Source organism: Shewanella indica (assembly GCF_033842865.1).
Taxonomy (GTDB): domain Bacteria; phylum Pseudomonadota; class Gammaproteobacteria; order Enterobacterales; family Shewanellaceae; genus Shewanella; species Shewanella indica.
In genome coordinates this window covers 2,616,346-2,641,884 of the sequence record NZ_JAWXXR010000001.1, presented here as the reverse complement: position 1 = coordinate 2,641,884, position 25,539 = coordinate 2,616,346, and the positions used below count along the sequence as shown (strand labels likewise).

General features: G+C 52.0%; 18 protein-coding genes and 1 pseudogene. 12 read left to right on the top strand and 7 right to left on the bottom strand.

Going from position 1 to position 25,539, the window contains the following annotated elements:
- Nucleotides 1–401: 401 nt before the first annotated feature.
- A complete protein-coding gene (locus SIL79_RS11880) occupies nt 402–1,352 on the top strand; it encodes an IS30 family transposase (RefSeq protein WP_233962465.1) in 951 nt (316 codons plus the stop codon).
- Here the strand turns inward: SIL79_RS11880 and SIL79_RS11875 are convergent.
- The 6 genes and pseudogenes from SIL79_RS11875 to SIL79_RS11850 form a co-directional block, all read right to left on the bottom strand.
- Nucleotides 1,349–3,622, bottom strand: coding sequence for an RHS repeat-associated core domain-containing protein (locus tag SIL79_RS11875; protein ID WP_319619299.1), 2,274 nt, complete (start codon nt 3,620–3,622; stop codon nt 1,349–1,351). The two genes, SIL79_RS11880 and SIL79_RS11875, sit on opposite strands and share 4 nt — an antisense overlap.
- Nucleotides 3,619–7,410, bottom strand: a complete 3,792-nt coding sequence (locus tag SIL79_RS11870) for an FG-GAP-like repeat-containing protein (RefSeq protein WP_226684966.1) — start codon at nt 7,408–7,410, stop codon at nt 3,619–3,621. The genes SIL79_RS11875 and SIL79_RS11870 overlap by 4 nt, the downstream gene beginning before the upstream one ends.
- A gap of 471 nt (nt 7,411–7,881) precedes the next feature.
- Nucleotides 7,882–8,015, bottom strand: a pseudogene (locus tag SIL79_RS11865) (IS256 family transposase); the annotation flags it as partial.
- Nucleotides 8,016–8,099: 84 nt separating this feature from the next.
- Nucleotides 8,100–9,008, bottom strand: a complete 909-nt coding sequence (gene oxyR / locus SIL79_RS11860; protein ID WP_052248010.1) for a hydrogen peroxide-inducible genes transcriptional activator OxyR — start codon at nt 9,006–9,008, stop codon at nt 8,100–8,102.
- Nucleotides 9,009–9,264: 256 nt separating this feature from the next.
- Nucleotides 9,265–9,630, bottom strand: coding sequence for an Hpt domain-containing protein (locus SIL79_RS11855; RefSeq protein WP_039033706.1), 366 nt, complete (start codon nt 9,628–9,630; stop codon nt 9,265–9,267).
- A 148-nt stretch (nt 9,631–9,778) separates the two neighbouring features.
- Entirely contained in the window at nt 9,779–10,699 is a 921-nt protein-coding gene (locus tag SIL79_RS11850) for a TIGR01212 family radical SAM protein (RefSeq protein ID WP_039033705.1), read from the bottom strand.
- A 501-nt stretch (nt 10,700–11,200) separates the two neighbouring features.
- On the opposite strand from SIL79_RS11850, the gene gltB reads away from it, so the two are divergent.
- The 8 genes from gltB to SIL79_RS11810 all read left to right on the top strand — a co-directional run bounded on the left by gltB (nt 11,201) and on the right by SIL79_RS11810 (nt 21,045).
- Nucleotides 11,201–15,649, top strand: coding sequence for a glutamate synthase large subunit (gene gltB / locus SIL79_RS11845; protein ID WP_162206790.1), 4,449 nt, complete (start codon nt 11,201–11,203; stop codon nt 15,647–15,649).
- A 6-nt stretch (nt 15,650–15,655) separates the two neighbouring features.
- Nucleotides 15,656–17,062, top strand: a complete 1,407-nt coding sequence (locus SIL79_RS11840; RefSeq protein ID WP_071475582.1) for an FAD-dependent oxidoreductase — start codon at nt 15,656–15,658, stop codon at nt 17,060–17,062.
- Between the two features lie 210 nt (nt 17,063–17,272).
- Complete coding sequence (locus SIL79_RS11835; RefSeq protein WP_039033681.1) at nt 17,273–17,965, top strand: 5'-methylthioadenosine/adenosylhomocysteine nucleosidase; 693 nt, start codon at nt 17,273–17,275, stop codon at nt 17,963–17,965.
- A 20-nt stretch (nt 17,966–17,985) separates the two neighbouring features.
- Nucleotides 17,986–18,975: a cobalamin biosynthesis protein CobD/CbiB gene (locus SIL79_RS11830; RefSeq protein WP_162206789.1), complete on the top strand. Its 990-nt coding sequence runs from the start codon at nt 17,986–17,988 to the stop codon at nt 18,973–18,975.
- Nucleotides 18,976–19,045: 70 nt separating this feature from the next.
- The gene (locus SIL79_RS11825; RefSeq protein WP_039033703.1) at nt 19,046–19,420 is read left to right on the top strand and encodes a DUF2721 domain-containing protein; all 375 of its coding nucleotides are present in this window, start codon (nt 19,046–19,048) and stop codon (nt 19,418–19,420) included.
- Entirely contained in the window at nt 19,420–20,043 is a 624-nt protein-coding gene (locus SIL79_RS11820; RefSeq protein WP_039033679.1) for a trimeric intracellular cation channel family protein, read from the top strand. The genes SIL79_RS11825 and SIL79_RS11820 overlap by 1 nt, the downstream gene beginning before the upstream one ends.
- Before the next feature lie 2 nt (nt 20,044–20,045).
- Nucleotides 20,046–20,519 (top strand): nuclear transport factor 2 family protein, encoded by a 474-nt coding sequence (locus tag SIL79_RS11815; RefSeq protein WP_373296856.1) that lies wholly within the window; start codon nt 20,046–20,048, stop codon nt 20,517–20,519.
- Nucleotides 20,520–20,613: 94 nt separating this feature from the next.
- Nucleotides 20,614–21,045: a hypothetical protein gene (locus SIL79_RS11810; protein ID WP_039033677.1), complete on the top strand. Its 432-nt coding sequence runs from the start codon at nt 20,614–20,616 to the stop codon at nt 21,043–21,045.
- Between the two features lie 103 nt (nt 21,046–21,148).
- On the opposite strand, the gene tyrS is transcribed toward SIL79_RS11810, so the two are convergent.
- On the bottom strand, nt 21,149–22,345 hold the full coding sequence (gene tyrS, locus SIL79_RS11805) for a tyrosine--tRNA ligase (RefSeq protein ID WP_039033676.1): 1,197 nt from the start codon (nt 22,343–22,345) through the stop codon (nt 21,149–21,151).
- Nucleotides 22,346–22,469: 124 nt separating this feature from the next.
- Here tyrS and SIL79_RS11800 point away from each other — a divergent pair, with 124 nt between their 5' ends.
- From SIL79_RS11800 to SIL79_RS11790, 3 genes are all read left to right on the top strand, one after another.
- Nucleotides 22,470–23,870 carry a peptidoglycan DD-metalloendopeptidase family protein gene (locus SIL79_RS11800; RefSeq protein WP_162206787.1) on the top strand — a complete coding sequence of 467 codons (1,401 nt, stop codon included), beginning with the start codon at nt 22,470–22,472 and terminating at the stop codon, nt 23,868–23,870.
- 13 nt (nt 23,871–23,883) lie between these two features.
- Nucleotides 23,884–24,993, top strand: a complete 1,110-nt coding sequence (locus SIL79_RS11795; protein ID WP_039033674.1) for an anhydro-N-acetylmuramic acid kinase — start codon at nt 23,884–23,886, stop codon at nt 24,991–24,993.
- Between the two features lie 149 nt (nt 24,994–25,142).
- Complete coding sequence (locus SIL79_RS11790; protein WP_039033673.1) at nt 25,143–25,520, top strand: DUF2750 domain-containing protein; 378 nt, start codon at nt 25,143–25,145, stop codon at nt 25,518–25,520.
- Nucleotides 25,521–25,539 lie beyond the last annotated feature (19 nt).

Here is a 25,539-nt window from a genome sequence, read left to right as displayed (position 1 = left end):
AGTTGACCAAGCATTAGAAGTCCCCTCCGCTCCATGAATTTGGTTTCCTAAAGCTCCAAATACAGCCCCGCTAAATGCACCCCATAATGCCCCTCGTAAATTACCAGTAGCAACAGCTCCACCTATAAAACCAGTGATACCTCCTGCAACTATTGCATTTCCCGCAGTCCCTGCAGCAACCCCCCAGCTAGCCGCCCAACCCGATGCTGCGCCTGCTGTAAAATAAGTAACAACTGCAGCTACTATTACTCGCCAATATTTCTTAATCGCCTTCCAGAGTTTATCGAAGAAGAACGCCCGAATTCAGATAATAAGTGCACCACTCATGGTTAAACGGTGAGGAGAGATCAACTGCCTGTTGGTGATACTCTGTAGTCGCCAAACAAACATGAGTAGTTACCATGAATTACAAGCAGTTGATCGAGGGACAACGATACCAGATTGAGGCCTATTTACGCGAGGGTTTCAGTTATCGGGAGATAGGAAAACGTCTGAAAGTAAGTCACAGCACAATCAGCCGGGAAGTAAATCGCAATCGAATTCGGGATAACCATTACTTGCCGGAAGTCGCTCAGGCGAAGGCATTAAAACGCCGTTGTCAGTCCGCGAAGTCTAGAATATCTGGACTGACCATCACCTTTGTTGAGTTCGGTCTCAATGAGAAGTGGAGTCCGGAACAAATAGCCGGTGTCGGTAAAATCATCGGATATAACGTCAGTCACGAGTGGATTTATGGCTATGTCCAGCGTGATAAATTATGCGGCGGCAAGTTGTACAAACAGCTACGCCAGAGTCACCGAAGATACCGTAAAGGTAACCGCGCGAAGCGTGTGATTATCCCGAATCGCGTAGGCATAGAGCATCGTCCCGCTATCGTGAACAAGAAAAAGCGGTTTGGGGACTGGGAAGCTGACACGGTTCTGGGCAAGCAAGGTACGGGCGCGATTGTCAGCCTGGTTGAGCGAAAAAGTAAGCTGTACCTGATACGCAAAGTGCCAGCGAAAAGCGCAGCCGATGTGGCCCGGGCAATGGTTGGCATGCTGTGGAAATATCGAGGTTATGTTCGAACTATCACAGCGGACAACGGCAGCGAATTCTGTGACCACGAACAGGTCGCAGAAAAGCTTAAAACGGATGTCTACTTCGCTAACCCTTATTCGTCCTGGGAACGCGGACTGAATGAAAACTTCAACGGTTTGCTGCGGCAATACATACGGAAAGGCACCGATTTGCGGACGGTAACAGATAGGCAAATTAGTGAGATTGAACGGGCATTAAATGCCAGACCGAGAAAGTGCCTCGGCTTCAGGCAACCTATTGCGGTATTCAATGAATTACGCAAGGCAGCCTAATTTAGCGAGTGGTGCACTTCGGAGTTGAATTCGCGCCCACTCGGATCGGTATAACTCATCGGGTTATTCAAAACATAACTATAACGGTTATAGCTTTGTGTATCGGTTGGCGCTTGGATATGCGGATCGGCCTGCAAGAAACGTCCTATGGTGGGGTCATAGATACGCCCATTCATATGGATAAGACTCAGGTTATCTATACCTTCATGCCCGGTATAACCTTTGGATGCCGCGGGCGCGATATAATCATTCAACAGTGAATGGCTATAGGCGGCGGTTTGTTTACCCCAAGGGTCATAGGTAAACTGCTGCACCACATTACCTGACTTATTGGTAATCGTCGTGGTTGAGCCTTGATGATCTTTGTGCAGGTAAAACTCGTCAACAGTGTTATTACTACGCTTGGTTATCACCAAATTGCCGACATACAATTTTTGCTCGGTGAGTGCCGGTTTGTTGCCGCCGCTACGGGTGACTTTCTCATACCCCCCGACATATAAGGTGGTGAGATAGCTTGTCACTCCCGCTTCAACTTTAACGTCGTAACGCTCGAAGCGTTGCCGGTTGGCATCATACTTAAAGCGGGTCGATTCCCCACCTTGAGTAATGTTGGTGACCAAATCGTAAGAACTATAAGTGAAACGGCGACTGCCATCCTGGGTGATATTGCCATTCTTATCATAAACCATCACATAGCTGGCTTGACGGGCACGACTACACTGAGCGCCATTTTGCGTCCACCCCGTTGGACAGCTGTAGGTTATGGGGGCAGTGAGTGTTCGATTACAAGCGCTCCCTGAAACAGACCAGCCAGCGGGACAAGAATAAACAGGCGTCTTTGTTGCCGCTTGTGATAGCGTCCGCGTGCAGTTAGTGCCGCTTAATGTCCAGCCCGCATCACAGTTATAGACCTGTTTAGGTGTGGATTGATACGTTTCTGTACACTCCCACAGACGGCGCCCTCCTCCCATTGGTTCACCACCACCGCATACAACCCCTGCTCCTGAAGGTTTAGTTGCTGAAACTATGGTGAAATCTCGAGAGCACTTACCCGTTGATGCATTTAAGTAGCCACCTTTAGGACAAGTTTGTTCGGTTTTAACCTGTGCAACTTTGGTTTCCGTTTTAGAACAAGTTGTACCGGAAAGAGTGTAACCACTGGGACAGCTATAGCTGTAGCTTAGCGATGCTGATTGAGTTTCACTCTTTTGGCAGGTTGTGCCTGCCGCATTGAGCGCATAACCTGTTGGGCAGGATTTACTTACAGGTGTTGTTTCAAGCGCACCACAGCCTCCTTTACCACAAATATCTAATAAACGGTAAGGGTTGGTGCTATCGTAGCGGTAATCACCAACACCGGTTTTAAAGGTGATATTGCCCAAATCGTCATATTGCATCTCATGGGTGGCTTTAAAGTCTGATGGCAGACTCGTACCACCGGAGTGGATACTGACGGTACGCTCATACAGGCGATACAAATCATCATAGTGATAGTTTTCGCTGAATGTGGCCGGAGCCGAAGACAGGTTGTGCTGACGGTACTCCAGGTTACCCACGGTATCAAAGCGATAGTCAAGTTGATGGGCTGTTACTCCCGCAGTGGTCAAATTGATACCGCTAACCCAGCCAGTGGTTGCATCAAAAACAGTTGATTCCTGGGCACCATTACCATAACGCACCTGTTCCACCTGCCCACGGGCATTCATTTCGGTGATAGTTTGATATGCCTTACCTGTTTGTTGGTCGGTACGCTTGAAAAGGTATCCCTGAGCATTGTAGTGGTTGACGACCGTCAGCAAGTTATTGGGGTATGTCTGAGTCGCCGCTCTGCCATGGCTGTCATAGCTAAAGCGATGCTCATAGCTACTACCTGCTATGCTTGTCTTGCTGCTGGCCAACCGGCCGGCACTGTCATACCCGCTCTGCTTGCTGTGTACCCAGCCGGTTTGAGAGCAATTGGACACAACGGCGTCGAAACGGGTTTCCGCAATAAGTAAACCGGCGGTTTTGCTGCTTTTGTTACCATAGGTCCAGCAAGAGGTGCCATCTGGCTCAGTTTGCCTGACTTTACGCCCTAGAATGTCATAGTAGATAAAGCTGGATTGGGATTTACCATTGGTCTGTGACAGCATTTCGCCAAAGGCGTTATAGGTGTAGCGCCACTGTCCCTTATCAATGTCCTTGGTGCTGATTTTGCGGCCGTAGGCATCATAGCTTGCCTCGGTGCGCAGCAGCTCTTGTCCCGATGCTGAGGTGATAAAACTTTTCACCAGCTTGCCACCAGCTTGCCACCAGCATCATAGACAAACTCCAGTTCGTTGCCGATATCATCAACAACTTTAAATTGCTCACCCATGGCATTGGAGACAGCGCGCTTTTGCTTGCCATTGGGGTCTATCGTCAGCGTCTCAAATCCCAGATATTGAATACTGGAAACACCACCGTTGGGATTGGTTTGGTTGATGACCCGACCAAAGTGGTCGTACTCTATTTCGGTGTAATAGGCACTGATACCGGCAAAAGCGGGTTCATATTGTCTGACAGGCCTTCCCTGCGCATCGTAGCTGGTTGCAGTAACAACCCATTGCCCATCAAAACCCTGCTTCTGCTTACCGACTTCACGGCCATATTTATCTGTGATGACTTTGGATTGAGGCGCACCGGCCTTGGTCTTGGTGGTAACCAAATGGCCATGACCGAGAGGTGAACACCCGGCATCACAGGTGGCATACTGATAGCTTGTTGGAACACCATCCGGAGTGACTTCCCGCACCAGCCTTCCCCACTTGTCATGGTCCTTGGTCAGTTTGCGACCATTGGCATCAGTCACGGTAATTTGAGTGATTTTACCCGTTACCTGGTCTGCAGACTGACCATTGTAGGTATAGGTGCTGCTGTCGCCTGCCGCGTTGGTCACTGTCTTGAGCAGACGCCCTCTGGCATCGAATAAATAGCTCATCTGTCTCGACTGCTGGGTGTTGCCGGCGGCATCTACGCCTCCGGTGACCCGCTTGGTCAGGGTGTTGCCGTAAATGTCATAGGTTTTGCCGGTAGTCAATTTGTAGCGATTGTCATTTGGCGATACCGTTGAGTTCATCAGCAAACCGTTATCGTAATAGCTGAATGCGCTCTCGGTCACTATCGCCTGAACCTGCTCTCGCTGATTAAAGCGTGATTTAGTCACCCTGGTATGACTCAGTCGCCCCTTGGCTTCGCCGCCACCATGACCATCATACTGGTTAACCGTCTCGACCCTTGAAACCAATTGATTGGCTTCAAGGTCAGTCACATCCGCTTTAATGGCAATGGCATTTCCCCAGTCGTCGAACTGAGTCTGGGTGTTTGTCTGCGTTAACTCCCTTACCACCCCATCGCTGCCATATTGCGAGGTGCGCTCCACTACGTTTTCTTCACCCCGGCGATAAATACCGTCATTGCCTCGCTGAAAGCTGTATTCATTGATTGCCGAGTACAATATTTTTCCCTGATAGGTTTGTTTGGTTGCCAGGGGCAAACCTATTTGCGGGAACAACTGATGATAGATAGTCTCGGTCACCACCTGAGTCTGATTGTCTCTGGTGCGTAATAACTCAAACCCGGCCGGGCCACGCCCCAAACGGTTTATCAGCAAGCCGCCATACTCATAGTTAACGGAAACCTGGCTGCCATCCCCGGTTTCAGTGGCAACTTGCTTAACAACTTTTTGCGGCGGAATAAGGGAGAAGTTACGACTGTTGTCCAGATAACTGGAAACCTGAGTCTTATAGACACTGTATTCGCCAGCAGACTTTTCCGTCAACGACGCGTAAGTCACCCTGGTCTTGACTCCAAATCCGTCGGTAATCCCCTTGATGGTATTGTGATATGCATGGCTCTTATGGGTTAACCTTTGCCATTGACCGTTACTGAAATAGACAATATCCAGTTTTCCACGACCATCGATATCCGCAAAATTCAATGGTTGATCGGACAGGTAATTGATTGCGCCATAAGTGGTCCATGAAGTTAACTCGGGGTTGGAGTGATACACCAACGCCTGAGACGAGGTATGCTGAACCACCATTTCGGCTCTGCCATCACCCGCGATATCGATAAAATAGGTTTTGTACTTCTGAGTATCGGAAGTAGTAATGCCCGTATCCATTCGAGGCAAGAAACCATTGCCATCTGACAGTTGAATAAACCATTTATTATTATGGACATAGGCAATGTCCGACAAGCCATCACCATTGAAATCGGCACTGCGTAGGGTATTGGCGATATTGATATTATTGTGTGGCCCCCGGTAAATTTTCTGCCGTCTTTGATAACTGGAGCCAGTCGAGACATAAAGATTCCAATACTCGTAATCACTGACAGACCAAGTACCTCTGATATCCAGACGACACTCATTCTCGGTCACTCCCGAAATCACTTTGCCGCTACCGGAAATACACACGGCCTCCCGCTCTCTAACCTCCAACATAAAGTCGGTGAGTCCATCACCGTTGATATCCATAAAGGAGCTGCCAAAACCTCGACTGGAATGCCACTGGTGAACACTGGTGTTGTGCCCAACTTCAGTACTGGGAAAGCTATAAAGACTTTGCGCCGCAGCAAAACTTCCATTTCCCAGATTGCGATACCACTTGATGGCGCCACCATCGATGAAGATGATGTCTTCCAATGCATCACCATTGACATCGGCAACCAGCGCTTTGCCTTCAAGCCCAATAGCCTTACGCCCCAAATCCTTGAGCGTGTAATTCACTACACGCTCAACATCCTCACATAGCTGAGTACCACGGCCATTTGGCTCACACACAGTGTGCTGATAAGTAGAAGGTTTAAAAGACAGAATTTGCCAATTGGCGGTTTCACTGTTGGCCACCAACAAGTCACGCTGGCCATCACCATCATAATCTATGGTTTGGGCATAAGCCGCCTTAGCGGCTCCGGTCGAGGCCATCGCCTGTTCAATACCCGACTGAATACCACGCTTGTACCAACGCCCGCCCCGTACATAAACGATATCTGATAAGCCGTCGCCGTCCATATCAAAAAACTTGGCGGTGTCGTTGTTACCGGACGGAATATTCAACGCCCGTCTGCCGGAAAAGGGTTGATAAGCAGGGCCGGCAGATGCACCCGGCGGTCTGTCCCACTCAAAGGTTATCGGTGTGCTGCAGTCGGTTTGGGTTTGACCAATACAGGCTTTAACCTGCTCAAGGTAATCATGCTTATCGCTGGAAGTCGCCTTGTGATACGTCAGGTAATAGGTTTTGTCGACTTCGTCATCCAGCCTCACCTCAATCTTTTGCAATTGCTGCTTTATCGCAACAGAGGTGCCATAGGAATAACCATACTTAGGGTAACTGAGGGGGGTATAGATAAATCTGACCTGATTATAGGAAACCTCACCATTGCTGTGCCCGGCATAATCGATGCTTTTCAGGTATTGCTCACCGGCGATGTTTTCATAGTGATAACTAATGTAATTACCTACAGAGTCCTCAATGGCCTTCAGACTCCAATGATAAATCACATCACTGTTGTTTTGAGATACGGACCGATAACCATCTCCGGATGATGAGGCGCCATTCACATCCAGAAACCGCTTCCCGGAAACCTCATCCACATCGCCATAAAAATAGGTGTCTCCCGATTTGGTTTCAACCTTGAAGGCCGCTGGGCCGCCGCCAGGCGCCTGGCCAATCACAGTCACCACGGAGGCATCATCCAGCTCCTTATGGTACTCGGCGCCATTTAGACTATGGGTTCCGGCGGTTAAAACCAGACGAGCACCGTCAAGGCAGTAACTGTCCTTGTTGGTAAGCTCTACACCTTGCAAATAACCATCCTGTTCAATGGTTTTTGGACAGCGGCTGATGGCGGAAAGCCCTTGAAGCCCCCACCCCAATCCCATAATGGCTTCGCCGCTACCTGATGAATAACTCAGCTCTACGGCGGGCTTTAGTTTACCTCTGGCTGCGGGAGTATCTATGGGGATGGTATATGTTGCCGCACCTTGCTCACTGACCCGAAAAGCGCTTAAAGGGGCTGTGGATGATGCGTGCACTGTTGATATTGTTAGAACTGCGAAAGAAACCAGCAAAATAAAACGGGGGAGCCAACGCATAATGACAAACATTCCATGTTTAAAGTCATTCCACTTGTACAATCATTATCAATGACCATCCAACACAACAACAGGCAAAAAGTCAACACCCAAAACAAACCGCCCTCAAAAAACCAACAAACACACCAAACAAAAACCAAATAAAACACCTATCCATCACCCACAACTAAAACCATCAATTTAAAAACAATGTGCAATAAGGAGTTATAAAAGGAAGTTAGGTGAATAGTTGAATGGAGTCTTACTCTTACAATAATAAGTATGTCCATCAGGTAAGATGACTTTGGGAATCGTCCCTAGTTTGTTTTCACAACGCTATATTGATGGTAAAGATGAAGCTCATCGTCAAGTAACATGCTTTACGGATTATATTCGAAAGAGGGTTTTCAAAATTCTGTGTCACGTTAAAAATCACAGCGCAATGTAGGTTTCCTGTCGCTCTTCAAAATGGATGAACAACTGAGACAGCGTCAAGCTCCAGTTTTGAATCGGTGTAACTACCGCTCTTGAGCTTTCAATATACCTGCGTAGAGCAGTTTGAGTAAACGGCTCTACGCAGGCCGCATCCTGCAAGGCTTTTCTAAGATATCATAGATGTATTTTCTTACTGTTACGACTTGAATCCAAGCCTAAACCTGCTGCTGAAGCAGCTGCTGGATCTCCAGCCCCAAAGTTCTGAAAGTCAGGATCCGGCTGGTAGTCTGACGCCATACCAGACCTATCTCACGATATGGAGCCTCCCCTGGAGGGCTCATCACCGCCAGATCTGTGTCTTTCAATATCCCGGCATCTATTGCCATCTGCGGCAGGAAAGTCGTGCCCAATTTACTGTTCACCATCTGTACCAGAGTGTGCAAACTGGTGGCCGCAAAAGGGTTGACCTTGGCGCTGTCACCCAGTTGGCAGGCACTGATGGCATGACCGGTAATGCAGTGCTCACTCTGCAACAGAAAAATACTCTCATCCGGCAGCGCCTGATAGTCCACCGGCTCATGAATATCGGCAGATAAGTCCTTGTGCACCACCATCTTGAAGGGATCTATACCCACTTTCATGCTGTGATAGCCGGAAGTATCAGCAGGCAGAGCCAACAACAACAGATCCAACTCGCCCTTACCCAAAGCTGTCAACAAACGCTCTGTGGTGTCCTCTTTGAGCAGCAAACTCAGATCCGGATAGGTCTTCTGGCACTGCTTAACTACACGGCTCAGCAGGAACGGGGCAATGGTGGGAATACAGCCAAGTCGGATCTCTCCAGTCATAGGCGCACCCTGGTTTTTCACCAATTCCACCAAGTCATCGACATCGGTCAGAATTTTCAACGAACGCTGTACTACTTCTTCACCGATAGCGGTAAACATAAAAGACTTATGATCCCGTTCAATCAGCTGATAACCCAACTGTTCTTCCAGATTTTGGATCCCGCTGGACAGCGTCGATTGGCTAACATGGCACACCTTGGCTGCCCGGTTGAAGTTCTGTTCCTGATGCAGGTTCACCAGATAATAGAGATTTTTCAAACTGGGTAAGTGTTTCATTTTGTCGATTACCAATTGAGTAATGCATTAGAAAGTTCTATCTAATCTAACACAAAAAGTCTGTCGAGCAGCAGTATCACATCAGGAGTGTGACCGAGGCGATAAATCATCCCCCAAGATATCTATCACTGAAGCGGAAATAGCAGAGAACCCAAGCCTTGACGGCTAAGGTTCAGGTATTAAAAAAGGGGGTAGTAACGGAAGTTTCTTAATACCTTGACTGCGCCGGAGCTTCTCTCCGGCACCCAAGGCTAATTTATGCTTTGGCTTCGAGGAAAGACTTGAGTTGCTGCAGATCTGCACCGGCATGTTCAACAATAACCGCCAGCCACTCTTTATGCCCGGCTTCCCAAGCGGCTTCTTCACCGTGTTGCAGTTGCTGTGCAGTTTGCTGGATCCGCTTTAATCCCACAGAGCCGGCAGCACCTTTGAACTTGTGAGCCTCAGCGCACAGGGTATCTTTATCTCCGGCCGCTTCGGCCTTTTGCAAATTCGCGACGTATTCAGGCAACAACTGTTCAAATAACACCACACTCTTGAGTAAGGTGCCGGCACCAATAGCACTACAGTACTGCTCCAGGGTATTGAGATCTAAGATAGTATCCAGTTCAGTTGTGGCCATGAAGGCGCTCCTCAAATGTGTCAGATTTACCACATCATACCCGCTAAAATTACCGGTGCAACTTATAGGCGCTAAACAAGACAAAACTTTCCCGGATTTAACATTGGCGATACAAAATCCGGGCACAATAGATACAATGATTTATAGGCTATTGATTTAAATTGATTAAACTAGAACCTTGCCCGCCCTTAGCCGCCAACTCATCCACCAGTGCTACCAAGCCTATCCAGCGCTGAGCGCACCAATCCGGCGCCAGCAACACGGGACGGCTGGCATAAGCGGTCACCCGATGAAACACTATCTCTTTTGGCGTGTGACGGATCAGTTGCGCCGCACTGGTAACATATTCGTCCAGTGTCGGTGGCTGCAACCTGCCTGCTTCCCAGGCCTTGGCCATGGTACTGCCGACTACTATATGAAGGGGATGTAATTTAAGGCCATCGACACCTGTGTTTAACACTGCTTCCAGCGTTTGTTGATGTTCAATCAGCCCTTCTCCCGGCAGTCCGAGGATCAGATGAGTACATACCTTGAGTCCGCGACTGCGGGCGCGGCATACAGCATCCTGGTAAGCGGCAAAGTCATGACCACGGTTAATTCTTTTCAGCGTGGCGTCGTGAGCTGTCTGTAAACCCAGTTCCAACCAAACTTCACTGCCGTTTTGTTGATATTGCGCCAACAGATCCAGCACCCTGTCCGGTACGCAATCCGGGCGGGTACCGACACACAAACCCACCACTTGTTCGCTCTGCAGTGCCTCATCGTATTTGCGCTTCAACTCGGCATACTCTTCATAAGTACTGGTATAGGCCTGGAAGTAAGCCAAAAACCGCGAAGCCTTTGCCCTCATCTTCTGTTTGCCGGCCTCAAGCTGAGCCGCAATCGACAAGTCGGTTCCATGTTCATGACTGAAAGAGGCAACATTACAGAAAGTGCAACCACCGCGCCCTAGAGTTCCGTCGCGATTGGGACAGGTAAAACGTGCATCCAGAGTCAGCTTTTGTAACCGTTGACCAAATTGTTGCCGGCAGTATTGACCAAAGGTAGTGACAAAATCGTCCAGTCCCATTTGCTTCTCTCAAAAAAGTCGCCAGTCTAACGACTCCAATTTGGGACTACTCTGCTCCAGGTCAATTTATGTCACAAATGGCTGCTACTTTTGCCAGTGATCAATGATCAAACCGCTTGAGCGCAAACCGCTCCCAGATCACACTTTTGTGAATATTTAATCATTTAATGCAAATTTTTAATGTAAACACCAGCGAGACCGGAAATCAGTTTTTCTTCTTTAAGGATAATTCGAGGCCGCTTGTTAAAATTAGGTGAACAGAAAACAGGGGCAAAGTAGATTTTCTTTTCATTCATAGTGTTATACAGCGCAATCCTCAGTTTACGTTAACGTAATGCAATTGAAGATTCCGTATGAAACACCCCAAGATTCATCAAATATATGCAATATTTAGGTTTGACCTTTAGCAAGTCTCAGGATAATTTGAATGGTTCGGGTGCATATCTATAGAGTTTGGTACTCTCTCCCGAGTAGTAATAGTGATGTTAAGGGAGGTTTTGTATGAGCTTGTATCATCCCAGTTTCGAGCGGGATAACTGTGGTTTTGGATTAATAGCCCAAATGGATGGCGAAGCCAGCCATCGCATTGTTCGCACGGCAATCCATGGCCTCGACCGCATGAAACATCGTGGTGGTATTGCAGCTGACGGACGCACTGGCGACGGTTGCGGTTTGCTGATGCAAATGCCCACAGGATTCTTTGAAGCCATTGCGGCCGAACAGGGCTGGCATCTCAGCCGTAAGTTCGCCGTTGGTATGCTGTTTTTAAACCAGGATGAAACCCTGGCCGCCGAAGCCAGAATATTGCTCGAACGGGAACTGGAGAAAGAAACCCTGAGTATTGCCGGCTGGCGCCCGGTTCCGGTCAATCCGCAAGTGCTCGGCGAGATAGGCAAGTCCAGCTTGCCGCAAATTTGGCAAGTGCTCATCAATGCTCCCATTGGCTGGCGAGAAAAAGATCTGGAGCGGCGCCTTTATATGGCTCGCCGCCGTCTCGAGCAGCAATTAAGCCAGGATAAAGACTTTTATGTCGCCAGCCTCTCCGGCCAGGTCATTGTCTACAAAGGTTTGATGATGCCGGCCGATCTGCCGGCCTTTTATCCGGATCTGGCCGATATTAGGCTGCAAAGCTCTATCTGCCTGTTCCACCAGCGCTTCTCGACCAACACCTCACCCAAGTGGCCACTGGCACAGCCGTTCCGTTTTCTGGCCCACAATGGCGAGATCAATACCATCACAGGTAACCGTCAATGGGCTAGGGCGCGGGCCTACAAGTTCAACTCACCGCTGCTGCCTGACTTGCAGCAGGCCGCCCCGTTTGTCAATGAAACCGGCTCAGACTCGTCATCACTGGACAATATGCTGGAGATGCTGCTGGCCGGCGGCATGGACCTGTACCGCGCCATGCGTTTGCTGATCCCGCCTGCATGGCAGAGTAACCCCGAGATGGATGAAGAGCTCAAGGCCTTCTATGACTTCAACTCCATGCATATGGAGCCTTGGGATGGCCCGGCCGGGATAGTCATGACCAACGGTCGCCACGCCGCCTGCGCGGTTGATCGCAACGGGCTGCGGCCATCGCGCTATGTGATCACCAAAGACAGAATTCTCACCCTGGCCTCGGAAGTGGGTATCTGGGACTATGGCCCGGATGAAGTGATTGAAAAAGGCCGGGTCGGCCCGGGTGAACTTCTGGTACTCGACACCCTCAGCGGTCGTCTTTATCAGTCATTCGAAATCGATAACGATCTTAAACGTCGTCACCCCTATAAGGAGTGGATGGCGAAAAACAGCCAGACTCTGGTACCGGCAGAGCAGTTGTCGCCGCAGGATCAGGGCGTCAGTGAATTCAACCAGGGCACTTTGCTGCAGTACCAGAAGCTGTTCGGCTACAGCCGTGAAGAGCTTGAGCAAGTGATCTGGGTACTGGCCAGCAAAGGCGAAGAAGCCACCGGCTCCATGGGCGACGACACCCCGATGGCAGTGCTGTCGAAGAAACAGCGCTCGCTGTATGACTATTTCCGGCAAAAATTTGCCCAGGTCACCAACCCGCCAATCGATCCGCTGCGGGAGAAACATGTGATGTCGCTGGCCACCTGTATCGGCCGCGAGCAGAACCTGTTTAACGAAACCACGGGACACGCCTATCGGGTGATGTTCAACTCACCTATCTTGTTGTTCAGTGACTTCAACCAGTTGCTGAGTCTGGACAGCACCTATTACCGTGCCAACAAGGTTGACCTTAACTATCCGGCCTCCGAAGGCCTGAGTCAGGCAATCAAACGGATCACTGATGAAGCCGAACGCCTGGCACGCACCGGCACCACCCTGATAGTGCTCTCGGATCGCGCCGTCAGCAAAGACACCCTGGTCATTCCGGCCGCCATGGCGGTAGGTTCAGTGCAGCAGATGCTGGTGAACAAGAGCCTGCGCTGTGACACCAACATCATAGTGGAAACAGCCTCGGCCCGGGATCCGCACCATTTCGCGGTACTGCTGGGCTTTGGCGCTACGGCCATTTACCCCTATCTGGTGTACGAGTCCATTGCCGAACTCGCCAAGCGCCATCAGGCCGAGGATATCGTCAATCTGATGCTCAACTTCCGCTACGGCATTGAGAAGGGGCTGCGCAAGATCATGTCCAAGATGGGGATCAGCACAGTCGCCTCCTATCGCTGCAGCCAGCAATTTGAGGCCATAGGCCTGGCCGACGAAGTGATTAAACAATGCTTCAACGGCGTGGTCAGCCGTATTCAGGGTGTGGGCTTCGATGGCATAGAAGCCGATCAGCAACTGCTGAGTCAGGCGGCCTTCCGCCCCCATGTACCGCTGCCGCAGGGCGGTTTGCTCAAGTACGTTGAGGGCGGCGAATACCACTGCTTCAACCCGGATGTGGTCAATACCTTACAACGGGCTCTGAAAGAGGTGGATTACCCGCTCTACAAACGGTTTGCCGAGTTGGTAGACCAAAGGCCGGTCGCCACCTTGAGAGATCTGCTGAGCATCAAACAGCAGCGCGAAAGCATAGCGCTCGAAGATGTAGAGGCGGCCAAAACTCTCTTCCCCAGATTCGACAGCGCCGCCATGAGTATCGGCGCCCTGAGCCCGGAAGCTCACGAAGCGCTGGCCATCGCCATGAACCGTCTCGGCGGCCGCTCAAACTCGGGCGAAGGCGGTGAAGATGCCCGCAGATTCAACAGCGAACGCAATTCGGCCATCAAGCAGATAGCCTCTGGCCGCTTTGGGGTAACCGCCCATTATCTGATTAACGCCGAAGTGCTGCAGATCAAGGTCGCCCAGGGCGCCAAGCCCGGTGAAGGCGGTCAGCTGCCCGGTCATAAGGTCAGTGTTGAAATCGCCGGCCTCAGGCATGCCCGCCCGGGTGTAACGCTGATATCACCGCCGCCGCACCACGATATCTACTCTATTGAGGATTTGGCGCAGCTGATCTTCGATCTCAAGCAGATAAACCCCAAGGCGCTTATCTCGGTCAAGCTGGTCTCTGAGCCGGGTGTTGGCACCATAGCCACAGGAGTCGCCAAGGCCTATGCCGATATGATTACCGTTTCCGGCTATGATGGCGGCACAGGCGCCAGCCCACTGACGTCGGTCAAGTATGCTGGCAGCCCTTGGGAGCTGGGCCTTGCCGAAGTTCACCAGTCTCTGGTGGCCAATGGTCTGCGACATAAAATACGCCTGCAGGTGGATGGTGGTCTCAAGACTGGCACAGATGTTATCAAGGCGGCCTTACTGGGTGCCGAGAGTTTCGGCTTTGGCACTGTGCCCATGATAGCGCTCGGCTGCAAATACCTGCGTATCTGTCACCTAAACAACTGTGCCACCGGCGTTGCCACCCAGGACAAGACCTTGAGAGACAAGCACTATCATGGCTTGCCCGAGCGAGTAATGACCTACTTTGAGTTTGTCGCCGAAGAAGTGCGTGAATGGATGGCCAAGCTGGGGGTCAGCGAGTTTGAACAATTGGTAGGGCGCAGCGATTGGCTGCAGGCCATCGAAGGCCAGACCGCCAAGCAGCAGGGACTGGATCTGAGCCCTATCCTGTTCAAACCCGAAGTATTGCCAAGCACCAGTTTGACCTGGAAAGAGATCAATACGCCGGCAGATCCCGGCAGCCTGAACCAGGAACTGCTGGCCAAGTGCGCCGAGCGTGCCACCAAGGGCGAAGGCTTCGATATCTGCTTCCCCATCAATAATACCGACCGTTCAGTAGGCGCCGCGCTTTCGGGCCATATCGCGGCAACCTGGGGCGTAAAAGGCTGTCCCAAGCCGATAAGACTCAGCTTCAACGGTAGCGCCGGCCAAAGTTTCGGGGTCTGGAACAGCCCCGGACTCGAGCTGTCACTGTGCGGCGACGCCAACGACTATGTGGGTAAAGGTATGTCCGGCGGCAAGATAGCCATCTATCCACCGCTCGGCAGCGCCTTCCAATCCGAGCGCAGCGCCATTGTCGGTAATACCTGCCTCTATGGTGCCACCGGCGGCAAACTGTTTGCGGCGGGACGGGCCGGTGAGCGCTTCGCGGTCAGGAACTCTGGGGCATTGGCGGTAGTTGAAGGGGTCGGTGACAACGGCTGTGAATATATGACAGGCGGCATAGTAGTGGTGCTGGGGACCACGGGCGTCAACTTCGGCGCCGGTATGACTGGCGGTTTTGCCTATGTGTTCGACCAATTCGGCCGCTTTAGCCGTAGGGTCAATACCGAACTGGTCGATACCCTCAAGCTGGAGATGCCCATTCATCAACAGCACCTCAAAGGGCTGATAGAGCAACATGTGGCCAAGACCGGCAGTGAACACGCCAGTGCCATTCTCAGTGAGTTTGACAACTGGCTCGACTGTTTTGTCCTGGTCAAGCCCAAGAATATTCAGGTTTCGGATCTGCTCAAACTGGAACAACCGAGCCCGGAACTGGCCGTAAAAGCGGGGTAAGCGAGCATGAGTAACGATTTTCAGTTTATCGAAGTGGGTCGTATCGACCCGAGCAAGCAGGCTATCGCACGCCGCAAGACTGAGTTTATTGAGATTTACCAACCCTTTGCCCAGGCGCAGGTCGACCAGCAGGCCGATCGCTGCCTGGACTGTGGTAACCCTTACTGCGAGTGGAAGTGCCCGCTGCACAACTATATCCCCAACTGGCTCAAGCTGGCCAAACAGGGACGTATCCTGGAAGCGGCAGACCTGGTGCATGAAACCAATACCCTGCCGGAGGTCTGCGGCCGAGTCTGCCCGCAGGACAGGCTCTGTGAAGGTGCCTGTACCCTGAATGATGACTTCGGCGCCGTCACCATAGGCAATGTGGAAAAGTACATCACAGATACCGCCATCGCCCAGGGCTGGCGCCCTGACATGAGCCAGGTAACGCCCAGAAGCGAGCGGGTCGCCATCATAGGCGCGGGGCCGGCCGGTCTTGGCTGCGCCGATATCCTGGCCCGCAACGGGGTCAAGGCTGTAGTCTTTGACAAATATCCTCAGATAGGCGGCCTGCTGACCTATGGCATTCCCGCCTTTAAGCTCGACAAGTCCGTGATGGCTACCCGCCGCAGCGTGATGGAAGGCATGGGGATAGAGTTCCGCCTCGGCGTAACTGTAGGCCAAGATATTCCCTTTGCCGAGCTGCTGACCAACTTCGATGCCGTGTTCCTCGGCATGGGGACCTATAACGCCATGCAGGCGGGCCTGCCCGGTGAAGAAGCTGAAGGGGTTATTCAAGCCCTGCCCTACCTGATTGCCAACACCCGTGAGTTGATGGGGCAAGCCGATCCGGCGCAGCCCTACATCGACCTCAAGGGCAAGAAGGTGGTAGTGCTCGGCGGCGGTGATACCGCCATGGACTGTGTGCGCACGGCGGTGCGCCAAGGCGCCGAGTCGGTTATCTGTGCCTATCGCCGCGACGAAGAGAATATGCCGGGTTCGCGCCGTGAGGTGCAAAATGCCCGCGAAGAAGGAGTCGAGTTTCTGTTCAACCGCCAGCCGGTGGCGATTGCCACAGACGATGGCAAGGTCAAGGGAGTCGAATTTGTTGAAACCGCGCTTGGCAACGCCGATGCCAGCGGTCGCCGGCGTCCAGAGCCCATCCCGGGCAGCGATCAGTTGCTGGAGGCTGACGCCGTGATTGTCGCCTTCGGTTTCCAACCCAGCCCGGCGCCCTGGTTTGCCGAGTTTGATATCGCCCTGGATCAATGGGGCCGGGTAAAAGCTGAAAAAGAAGCGGCCAATCCATTCCAGACCAGCAATCCCAAAGTGTTTGCCGGTGGTGATATGGTCAGGGGTTCAGATCTGGTGGTCACCGCCATCGCCGAAGGACGCGATGCGGCGCTTGGGATCCTCAATTTCCTCAGCTGACAACTCAACACTTTGAGCGCATACGGGAACCCACCTCCCGGGTGCGCTTTTTTTTCATCCAACCGCCACACTTCAAATAACACGCTTGCGACTGCCTTGGACTTGTCGTCCCTACAAGTCGCAAGCAGCTGACTTGTTCGCACCATCCTAGGCTTGTGCTATATTAAGCCGCCCTCAGGCTCACTCAAGACATTTAAAGAAGGTTAAGCCATGAAAATCGGTATTATCGGCGCCATGGAGCCGGAAGTTGCTCACCTGATTGCCTCTTTGGAAAACCCACAGCACAGCAAGATTGCCGGCATTGAATTTGTCAGCGGCACTCTGGTTGGCAAAGAAGTCATAGTTACCCGCTCCGGCATAGGCAAGGTTGCCGCCAGCATAGCGACCAGTCTGTTGATTGAAAAGTTCGCCCCGGATGCAGTCATCAATACCGGCTCGGCCGGTGGGTTTGTCGATGCGCTGCAGATAGGTGATATAGTGATTTCCGATGAAGTCCGCTACCACGATGTCGATGTCACCGCCTTTGGCTATGAGATGGGCCAGATGGCGCAGCAACCGGCAGCCTTTATCCCGGATCCCAAATTGATGCTGGCAGCCCAACAGGCCATCGCAGGTTTGGGAGAGGTCAAAGCCATTGAAGGCCTTATCTGCACAGGTGACAGCTTTATTTGCGATCCCGAGCGCACTGCCGTCATGTTAAAACATTTCCCCACCATGGCCGCCTGCGAAATGGAAGGCGCCGCCATTGCTCAGGTATGTCATCAGTTCGGCGTGCCCTTTGTGGTGATCCGCTCTCTGTCCGATAATGCCAACAACGACTCTCCGGTCGACTTTGATGCCTATCTGGTCAAGGCGGGGCACCACTCGGCCCTGATGGTCATAGGCATGCTGCATCACCTTTAATTTAAGGAGCACCAGAGCCCATGAGTCTGCCCTTTTGCGAGCAGCTGCTGGCCTTAGATGGCCCCCTCATACAGGGGTTTCTGGTGCTGTTTTTGGCCTTGTTACTGGCACGTTTGGCGCCGCTGCCCCAGGCGTTTCAACCCCTGGCCTGGTTGAGCCATCTTGCCAGGTCACTGGCCGCCAAGGTCAAACGGGGCGACAGAGACAAAAAGCAGCAGCTGATTGCCGGTTCACTGGCCATTTTACTGCTGGTACTGCCATTTTGGTTAATCATCACCTTTCTGCTGGAACTGGCGGCATTCCCCTGGTTCTTTGAGTTTTTGATCCTCTATCTGTGTCTCAACGACGCCTGTTTTATTCAGGAAGCCGAAGAGATATACCAAGCCCTCAGGCGGGGAGATAAAGCGGCCGCCAGAGAGTTGCTCGCCCCCTGGGTTGCCCGCGACACTGCCGAACTGTCCGAGGCAGGCATAGCCAAGGCCACTATAGAAAAGCTGGTGACCACTCCCATTCACGGCACTGTTACCGTGGTGTTTTTCTTCTGTCTCGCCGGCGCGCCCATGGTGCTGCTGGTGAGAATGCTCAAACAATTGGAACAGAGCTGGTGGTGTCTGGATCCACAATACCGTTTCTTCGGTCGCCCCGTTTTTCTGGTCAATCAAGTGCTACTGTATATTCCGGCGCAGCTGTGGCGTTTTACCCTGGCGATTCAGGGTGGTCCCCAGACATTAAAACTGCTTTGGCACACACCCCATAGCCGCTTTCCTATCGGCTCTAATTTCCAGGTGGCAACCATGGCAGCATTTGTACTGATGACAGAGCTTGGCGGACCACAAAAGTATTCCGGCATCAAGGTTCAGGTGGAGAAAGTGGGCCCGGGCCCAGTGCCGGATCACAAGACCATTCCCAAGGCGATTTCACTGACATTTCGCACCTTCACCATCTGGTTTGCTTTTGTGATCTTGTTACCTCTGATTTGGGTTTTGTTACGTTATTCACAAACGCTTTAAATTATTCAATTTCTCCTTATAATGCCTTCATTCCCCGCTTGACACTGAGAAGACTGCCGTGCTGGACAATATGCATATCTCTTTGACGACCCCGGCATTGCTGTTTCCGGCCATTTCCCTGCTGCTGCTGGCTTATACCAATAGATTTTTCTCACTGGCCGCGCTAATTCGCACCTTGAGTGGCGGCGATAAACCCGTTGCCGCCGAACAACTGAAAAACCTGCGCCGCCGCATCGTTATCATCCGTCGCATGCAGGAGGCAGGTGTCACCAGCTTCGCCCTGTGTGTGCTGTGTATGATTTTTATCTATCTTGGCTTTAACACTACAGGCTCGATGATTTTCGGCGCCAGTTTGCTGTTATTGCTGTATTCCTTAATCCTGTCGGTGATTGAAATCCGTATCTCGGTCGATGCCCTCAACATTCATCTCAAAGAGATGGGTTAATGACATTGTGGGTCTATAGCCTGGATCTGTTCGGCACCGCAGTATTCGCCCTTTCCGGCGCTTTGGCTGCCGGCCGGCACAGGATGGATCCTTTCGGCGTTTTGGTACTGGCAGCGGTCACAGCCATAGGTGGCGGCACCCTAAGAGACACCATTCTGGGCGCTCCGGTATTCTGGCTTCATGACCACAACTATCTCTACGTGATACTACTGACCGTGGTACTGACCTTGATTCTGGTACGCCGCCCCTGGCGTTTGCCCCCATCTAGCCTGGCCATAGCCGATGCCGTCGGCCTGGCGCTCTTTACCGTTATCGGTACCCAAAAGGCCCTGACTCTGGAGTTTGGCGCCCTGATAGCCGTAGTCATGGGCTTGATCACAGGAGTGGGAGGAGGCATTATTCGGGATCTGCTTTGCCGCCGGATCCCCATGGTGTTGCGTACCGAAATCTACGCCACAGCATCTATTCTGGGCGGTCTGGTGTACACCTGCAGCCTGCAGTTAAAATTCGAAGCCGAGGCGGCGCTGATGCTGGCTTTTTTCACGGCTTTGATAATTCGCCTGGCCGCCATACGTTGGCACCTGTCGTTACCCGCGTTTGACCTAAAGACCAAGAGAGATTGATTGTGCGTTATTTGGTGTTGATCCTGGCATTGTTAAGCCCACCATTGCTGGCCAACAGCGGCGATATGCCGCCGGAGCAGCAGATGGCCGTACGCTATATCCATGCTCTGACCACTCACGACTATGATGAGCTGGCGACCTTTTACAATCGTGACAGCGTCTTCAACGACCGTACAGCAAACCGCAAATACACGGGCGGCAGGCATATTATAGAGTTTCTGGAGCGGGCACACCGCGGCGTACTCGAGTATCGATTCAACATAGAGCACATGTTCAACTCAGGCTCTCTGGTGGTAATGATAGGCAACTACCACTATAAGGGTCCGGGCGAGCAATTTGGCAAGCCCGGGAAAATTATTGATATCGCCATCCCCGGAGTAACCACGCTAAAGCTGGATACACTCAACCACAGGGTGAAAGAACATATGGATCTGATGGACTATCAGACCATGGTGGATCAACTCTCGGCTCAGTAATCCAGCTCGCCGGGAACCCGGCCTGTTTTTTACTGTCCAACTCATCTGAGTGCCAACAGCGAGATCAGGGTTCACTCTGATCCGAGAGGTAAAGATGAGTCGCTTATCCGTACTGGCTGTCCTGCCCCTGTGCTTCCCTCTGATGACTCAGGCCCAGGCAGCATTCAATGCCGAAGAAAAGTTTGAACCACCCCTGGTGGTTTCCTACGCCGCACAACCTATAAACCGTTTCAATCAAAAGCTGATGCAGGCGCAACATCAACAGGCTCCCTGGAGTAACAATCCCGAAGGGATCAGCCGTCACTATTCTGGCTCAGCCTTTAAGTTTGTACGCATCAGCCACTCTCACGGCAAGACCTTAACCTATAATGTCAGCACCCAGGAAGGACATCCGCAGATGCTGCTTATTCTGGCGCTCGATAACAATGCCGGAGACTGGTCAGTGGAAAAAGCCGTGCTCAGTTGGCGCTGCCAGAACAAGGTCTACTTTGGTACCGACAACTGTAGCCCACCTCACGACCACTGAGCCTGATACAGGTAAGAAAAAACCCGGCAATGCCGGGTTTGGTATTTTACGCGCTCAAACAAATGCTTAAATTTAGCTACCTTGGAATTTAGGTACCTTGAGTTCAGGCCAGTGTTACCTTGGCAAACTTACGCTTGCCAACCTGGAATACCGCGCAAGTGCCGGCGTTCAGTACCAGCTTGCTGTCTTCAAGCTTATCACCATCCATCTTCACCGCACCTTGCTTGATCATCCGCATGGCATCGGAAGTGGAGCCAACCAGACCAGCTTCTTTCAGCAGATTGGCAATCGCCAACCCTTCACCGGCTTCCAGAGTCAGCTCGGGAATATCATCCGGCATAGCACCCTTTTGGAAACGATTGATAAAGGCTTGATGGGCAGCCTCGGCAGCTTCTTCACTGTGGAAACGACCAATAATCTCTTTCGCCAGGGCTATCTTAATATCCCTTGGGTTGGCACCGGCTTCGACATCGGCCTTAAACTGTTCGATTTCAGTCAGCGGACGGAAAGACAGCAGCTCCAGGTAACGCCACATCAGCTCATCGGAAATGGACATTATCTTACCGAACATCTCATCCGGGGCTTCACTGATACCTATGTAGTTTCCGGCAGACTTTGACATCTTCTTCACGCCGTCCAGCCCTTCCAGCAGCGGCATCATAATCACCACCTGAGGCTTCATGCCTTCGGATTTCTGCAGCTCACGGCCCATCAGCAGGTTGAACTTCTGATCAGTACCGCCCAGTTCTACATCGGCATTCAATGCCACTGAGTCATACCCCTGCAGCAGCGGGTACATAAATTCATGGATAGCGATCGATTGACCTGAGGCAAAGCGCTTCTTGAAATCGTCACGCTCCATCATACGAGCAACAGTCTGGCGGGAGGCCAGGCGGATCATACCGGCGGCGCCGAGATCTTCCAACCAGCTGGAATTGAACTCAATCCGGGTCTTGGCCGGATCCAGAATTTTGAATACCTGCTCCTTGTAGGTTTCGGCGTTGGCCAATACCTGCTCACGGGTCAGAGGTGGGCGAGTACTGTTCTTGCCACTCGGGTCACCGACCATACCGGTAAAGTCACCGATAAGGAAGATAACCTCGTGTCCCAGGTCCTGGAACAGTCTGAGTTTGTTAAGAATAACGGTATGGCCTAGGTGAATGTCCGGCGCAGTCGGATCAGCACCCAACTTGATTTTAAGTGGCCGACCTTCTTTCAGCTTTTCAAGCAGATCTGCTTCGAGCAAAACCTCGTCGGTACCACGTTTAATTTCCGCCATTATTTGTGCTAAATCAGCCATCTCGCCAACAACTCCCTAGGCTCTTCAAATTCAAAGAGACTTATGTTACTTGTTAGCCAGCCTAAATGAAAGTGTGTACACTAAGGCAATATGCCCAAGAATTAAGAAATTGGTATCCGGGTCGATGGCAAAGCTTATAACTCTCTTCAAACTGCTGCCCAGAAAGCATCAAATCCTGCTTAGTATTTTTACTACCATAACCCTGATAACCCTGTTGCTGCCCTCTGACGAAGCCAAGGCATCGAAAAACAGCGCAGTTCCGGAAACCCATGTTCGTTACCAAGTGCCTCTGGCCTTTCGTACCCCCACTTCACCTACGGCCCAGCAAGTGGTTGAAAGCGGGCAAGATCCAGAATCAGAAGCCGCCGCCGAGGCGTTGACAGAGAAACTCAATCAACAGGCTAAAGCCGCTCTGACAGTTCCGGAGCAAACCAGTCCGGCGATAGCCGAGCTTGAACATTTCGAGATAAAGAGTGGCGATACGCTGGCGGCGCTCTTCAGTCGCGCCTCACTTACTGCCAGAGAAGTTCACGACATTACCCAGCTGCCGCTGGCGAAAAAAAACCTGCTGAAAATCATGCCTGGTGACGAAGTCGCCATAGGTAAAAACGCCGATGGCGAATTGCAAGAGCTCAGATACCGCCTCGATGCCATCTCTACTCTGATAGTCCGCAAACAGGGCAAGAGTTATCAAGAAGAACTGGCGGTAAAAACTGTCGAGACCCGGGATAAATTCACCCGCGCCAGTATCAAGAACAACTTCTGGAATGCCGGTGTCGATGCCGGACTGACCCCGGCGCAGATTATGCAACTGGCCACCATATTCGGCTGGGACGTCGACTTTGCCCTGGATATCCGCGAAGGCGACAGCTTTGCCCTCATGTATGAAGAGGAATATGCCGACGGCGAGTTTCTGCGTAACGGCAACATATTGGCCGCCGAATTTATCAATCAGGGCGAGCGCTACACCGCGGTAAGGTATAAGGATGGCAACTACTATTCCGAGGAAGGCCGCAGCATGCGCAAGGCATTCCTGCGCTCTCCGGTTGACTTCAAGTATGTGAGTTCCAACTTCAATCCCCGCCGCCTGCACCCTGTTACCGGTCAGGTGAAGGCTCACCGCGGGGTAGATTATGTTGCTGCCATAGGTACTCCCATCAAAGCGGCAGGCAGCGGGCGGGTGATCAAGGCAGGTTACAACCAATACAACGGCAATTATGTATTTATCAAACACAACGAAACTTATACCACCAAATACCTGCATCTCAACAAGCGTAAGGTCAAACAAGGTGAAAGCGTCAAACAGGGACAGATCATAGGAACCCTTGGCCGCACAGGCCGGGTAACAGGTGCGCACCTACACTATGAGTTTATCGTCAACGGTGTACACAGAAATCCACGCACTGTGGATCTCCCCAAGGCCGAAGCGATAGCCAAGCGCGAACGTGTCGCCTTCCAACAGCTCAGTAACCAATTAATGGCCACGCTACATCGCAACAAACAAGTTCAGGTTGCGATGCAATAACAGGGAAGCATAGATGAATTCAGGATACTTTATTGGGCTGATGTCCGGCACCAGCATGGACGGCGTTGATGCCGTATTAGTGGACTTCAGCAGTGGTCAACCTAAGCTGCTTGGCCAACATACAGAGCCGTTGCCCACTCATTTGTTCAAGGGGTTGCAGCGTCTGTGCCAACCGGATACAGATGAAATTAACCGTTTGGGACGGCTGGATCGCACTGTGGGTAAGGTGTTTGCAGCCGCGGTCAAGCAACTGCTGGCCAAGACTGGGGTGAGTAAAGAACAGATCTGTGCTATCGGCAGCCACGGCCAGACAGTACGCCACATGCCCAACCTGGAAGTGGGCTTTACCCTGCAAATTGGCGACCCCAACACAATCGCCGCCGAAACCGGTATAGATGTTATCGCCGACTTTCGCCGTAAGGATGTCGCCCTCGGTGGCCAGGGTGCTCCCTTGGTGCCGGCATTCCACCAGCAGATATTCTCACACCCAGGTATAAATCGCTTCATTCTCAATATCGGCGGCATCGCCAACATCACTTTCCTGCCCGCCGATAACCGGGAGATCCTTGGCTTTGATACCGGCCCGGGAAACACCCTGATAGACGCCTGGAGCCAGCAGATAAGACAACTGCCGTTTGATGAAGATGGCCAGTGGGCCGAAAGCGGCAACAGTTCGGCGGAGTTTCTGGCGCAGTTGTTATCACACCCCTATTTCTCACTGGATTATCCCAAGAGCACGGGCAGAGAGCTATTCAACAACGCCTGGTTGGATCAACAACTGGCGCTGTTCAGCCATCTGCCGGAAGAAGATATTCAATCGACACTCTTGGATCTCACCTGTCACAGCATTGCCAGAGACATAGCCAAGCTGAGCCCGGATGGCGAAATCTATGTCTGTGGTGGCGGCGCGCTCAATGGCGTATTGATGAAACGCCTCGGGGCCCAGTTACCAAAGCACAGCATAGCCACTACCTCGGCTTTGGGTATTGATCCCAAGTGGGTGGAAGGCATAGCGTTTGCCTGGCTGGCGCTGCGCCACCATCAAGGCTTACCGGCGAACCTGCCGGCGGTAACCGGCGCCAGCCGCGAAGCCGTGCTCGGTGCCCGTTTCCCCGCCGCCTGAGAAAAGATTGGCTTCAACCAGGCAAAGCTGAAAAACAGGAATTAGCCATTGCGCCCTGCGGGGCGCTTTTTCTTGCCTGCAAGCAATGTTAACATGCCGTCAATTTTTGGCCGGGCGCAGTGCCGTGGCCACCGAGATGAGATGTCACCATGAGCAAGAAACAAACCCAGGCCCAGTTCGCCGGTATGACACCGGAAGGCCGCTACGACTTTCTGGTAGAGCAGGTAAAAGAACATAAAGAGCTGTGGGTATTACAAGACAATGACGGCTGCGTGATGCTGACCACGGATGATGAAGACTGTATTCCAGTTTGGCCCAGTGAAGAGACGGCTTCCCTGTGGGCCGAGGATGATTGGCAAGATTGCCGACCGCTGTCTATCGGCCTGGCCGAGTGGCTGGAGCGCTGGGTTCCAGGTATGGAAGATGACGAGCTCTATGTTGCCGTCTTCCCTATGCTGGAAGATCTCGGCGTAGTGATCCCGCCACATGAGCTGGAGCAGCGACTGGCGCCCAAGACGCGTCACTGAGTCGATAGAGCATGATTCA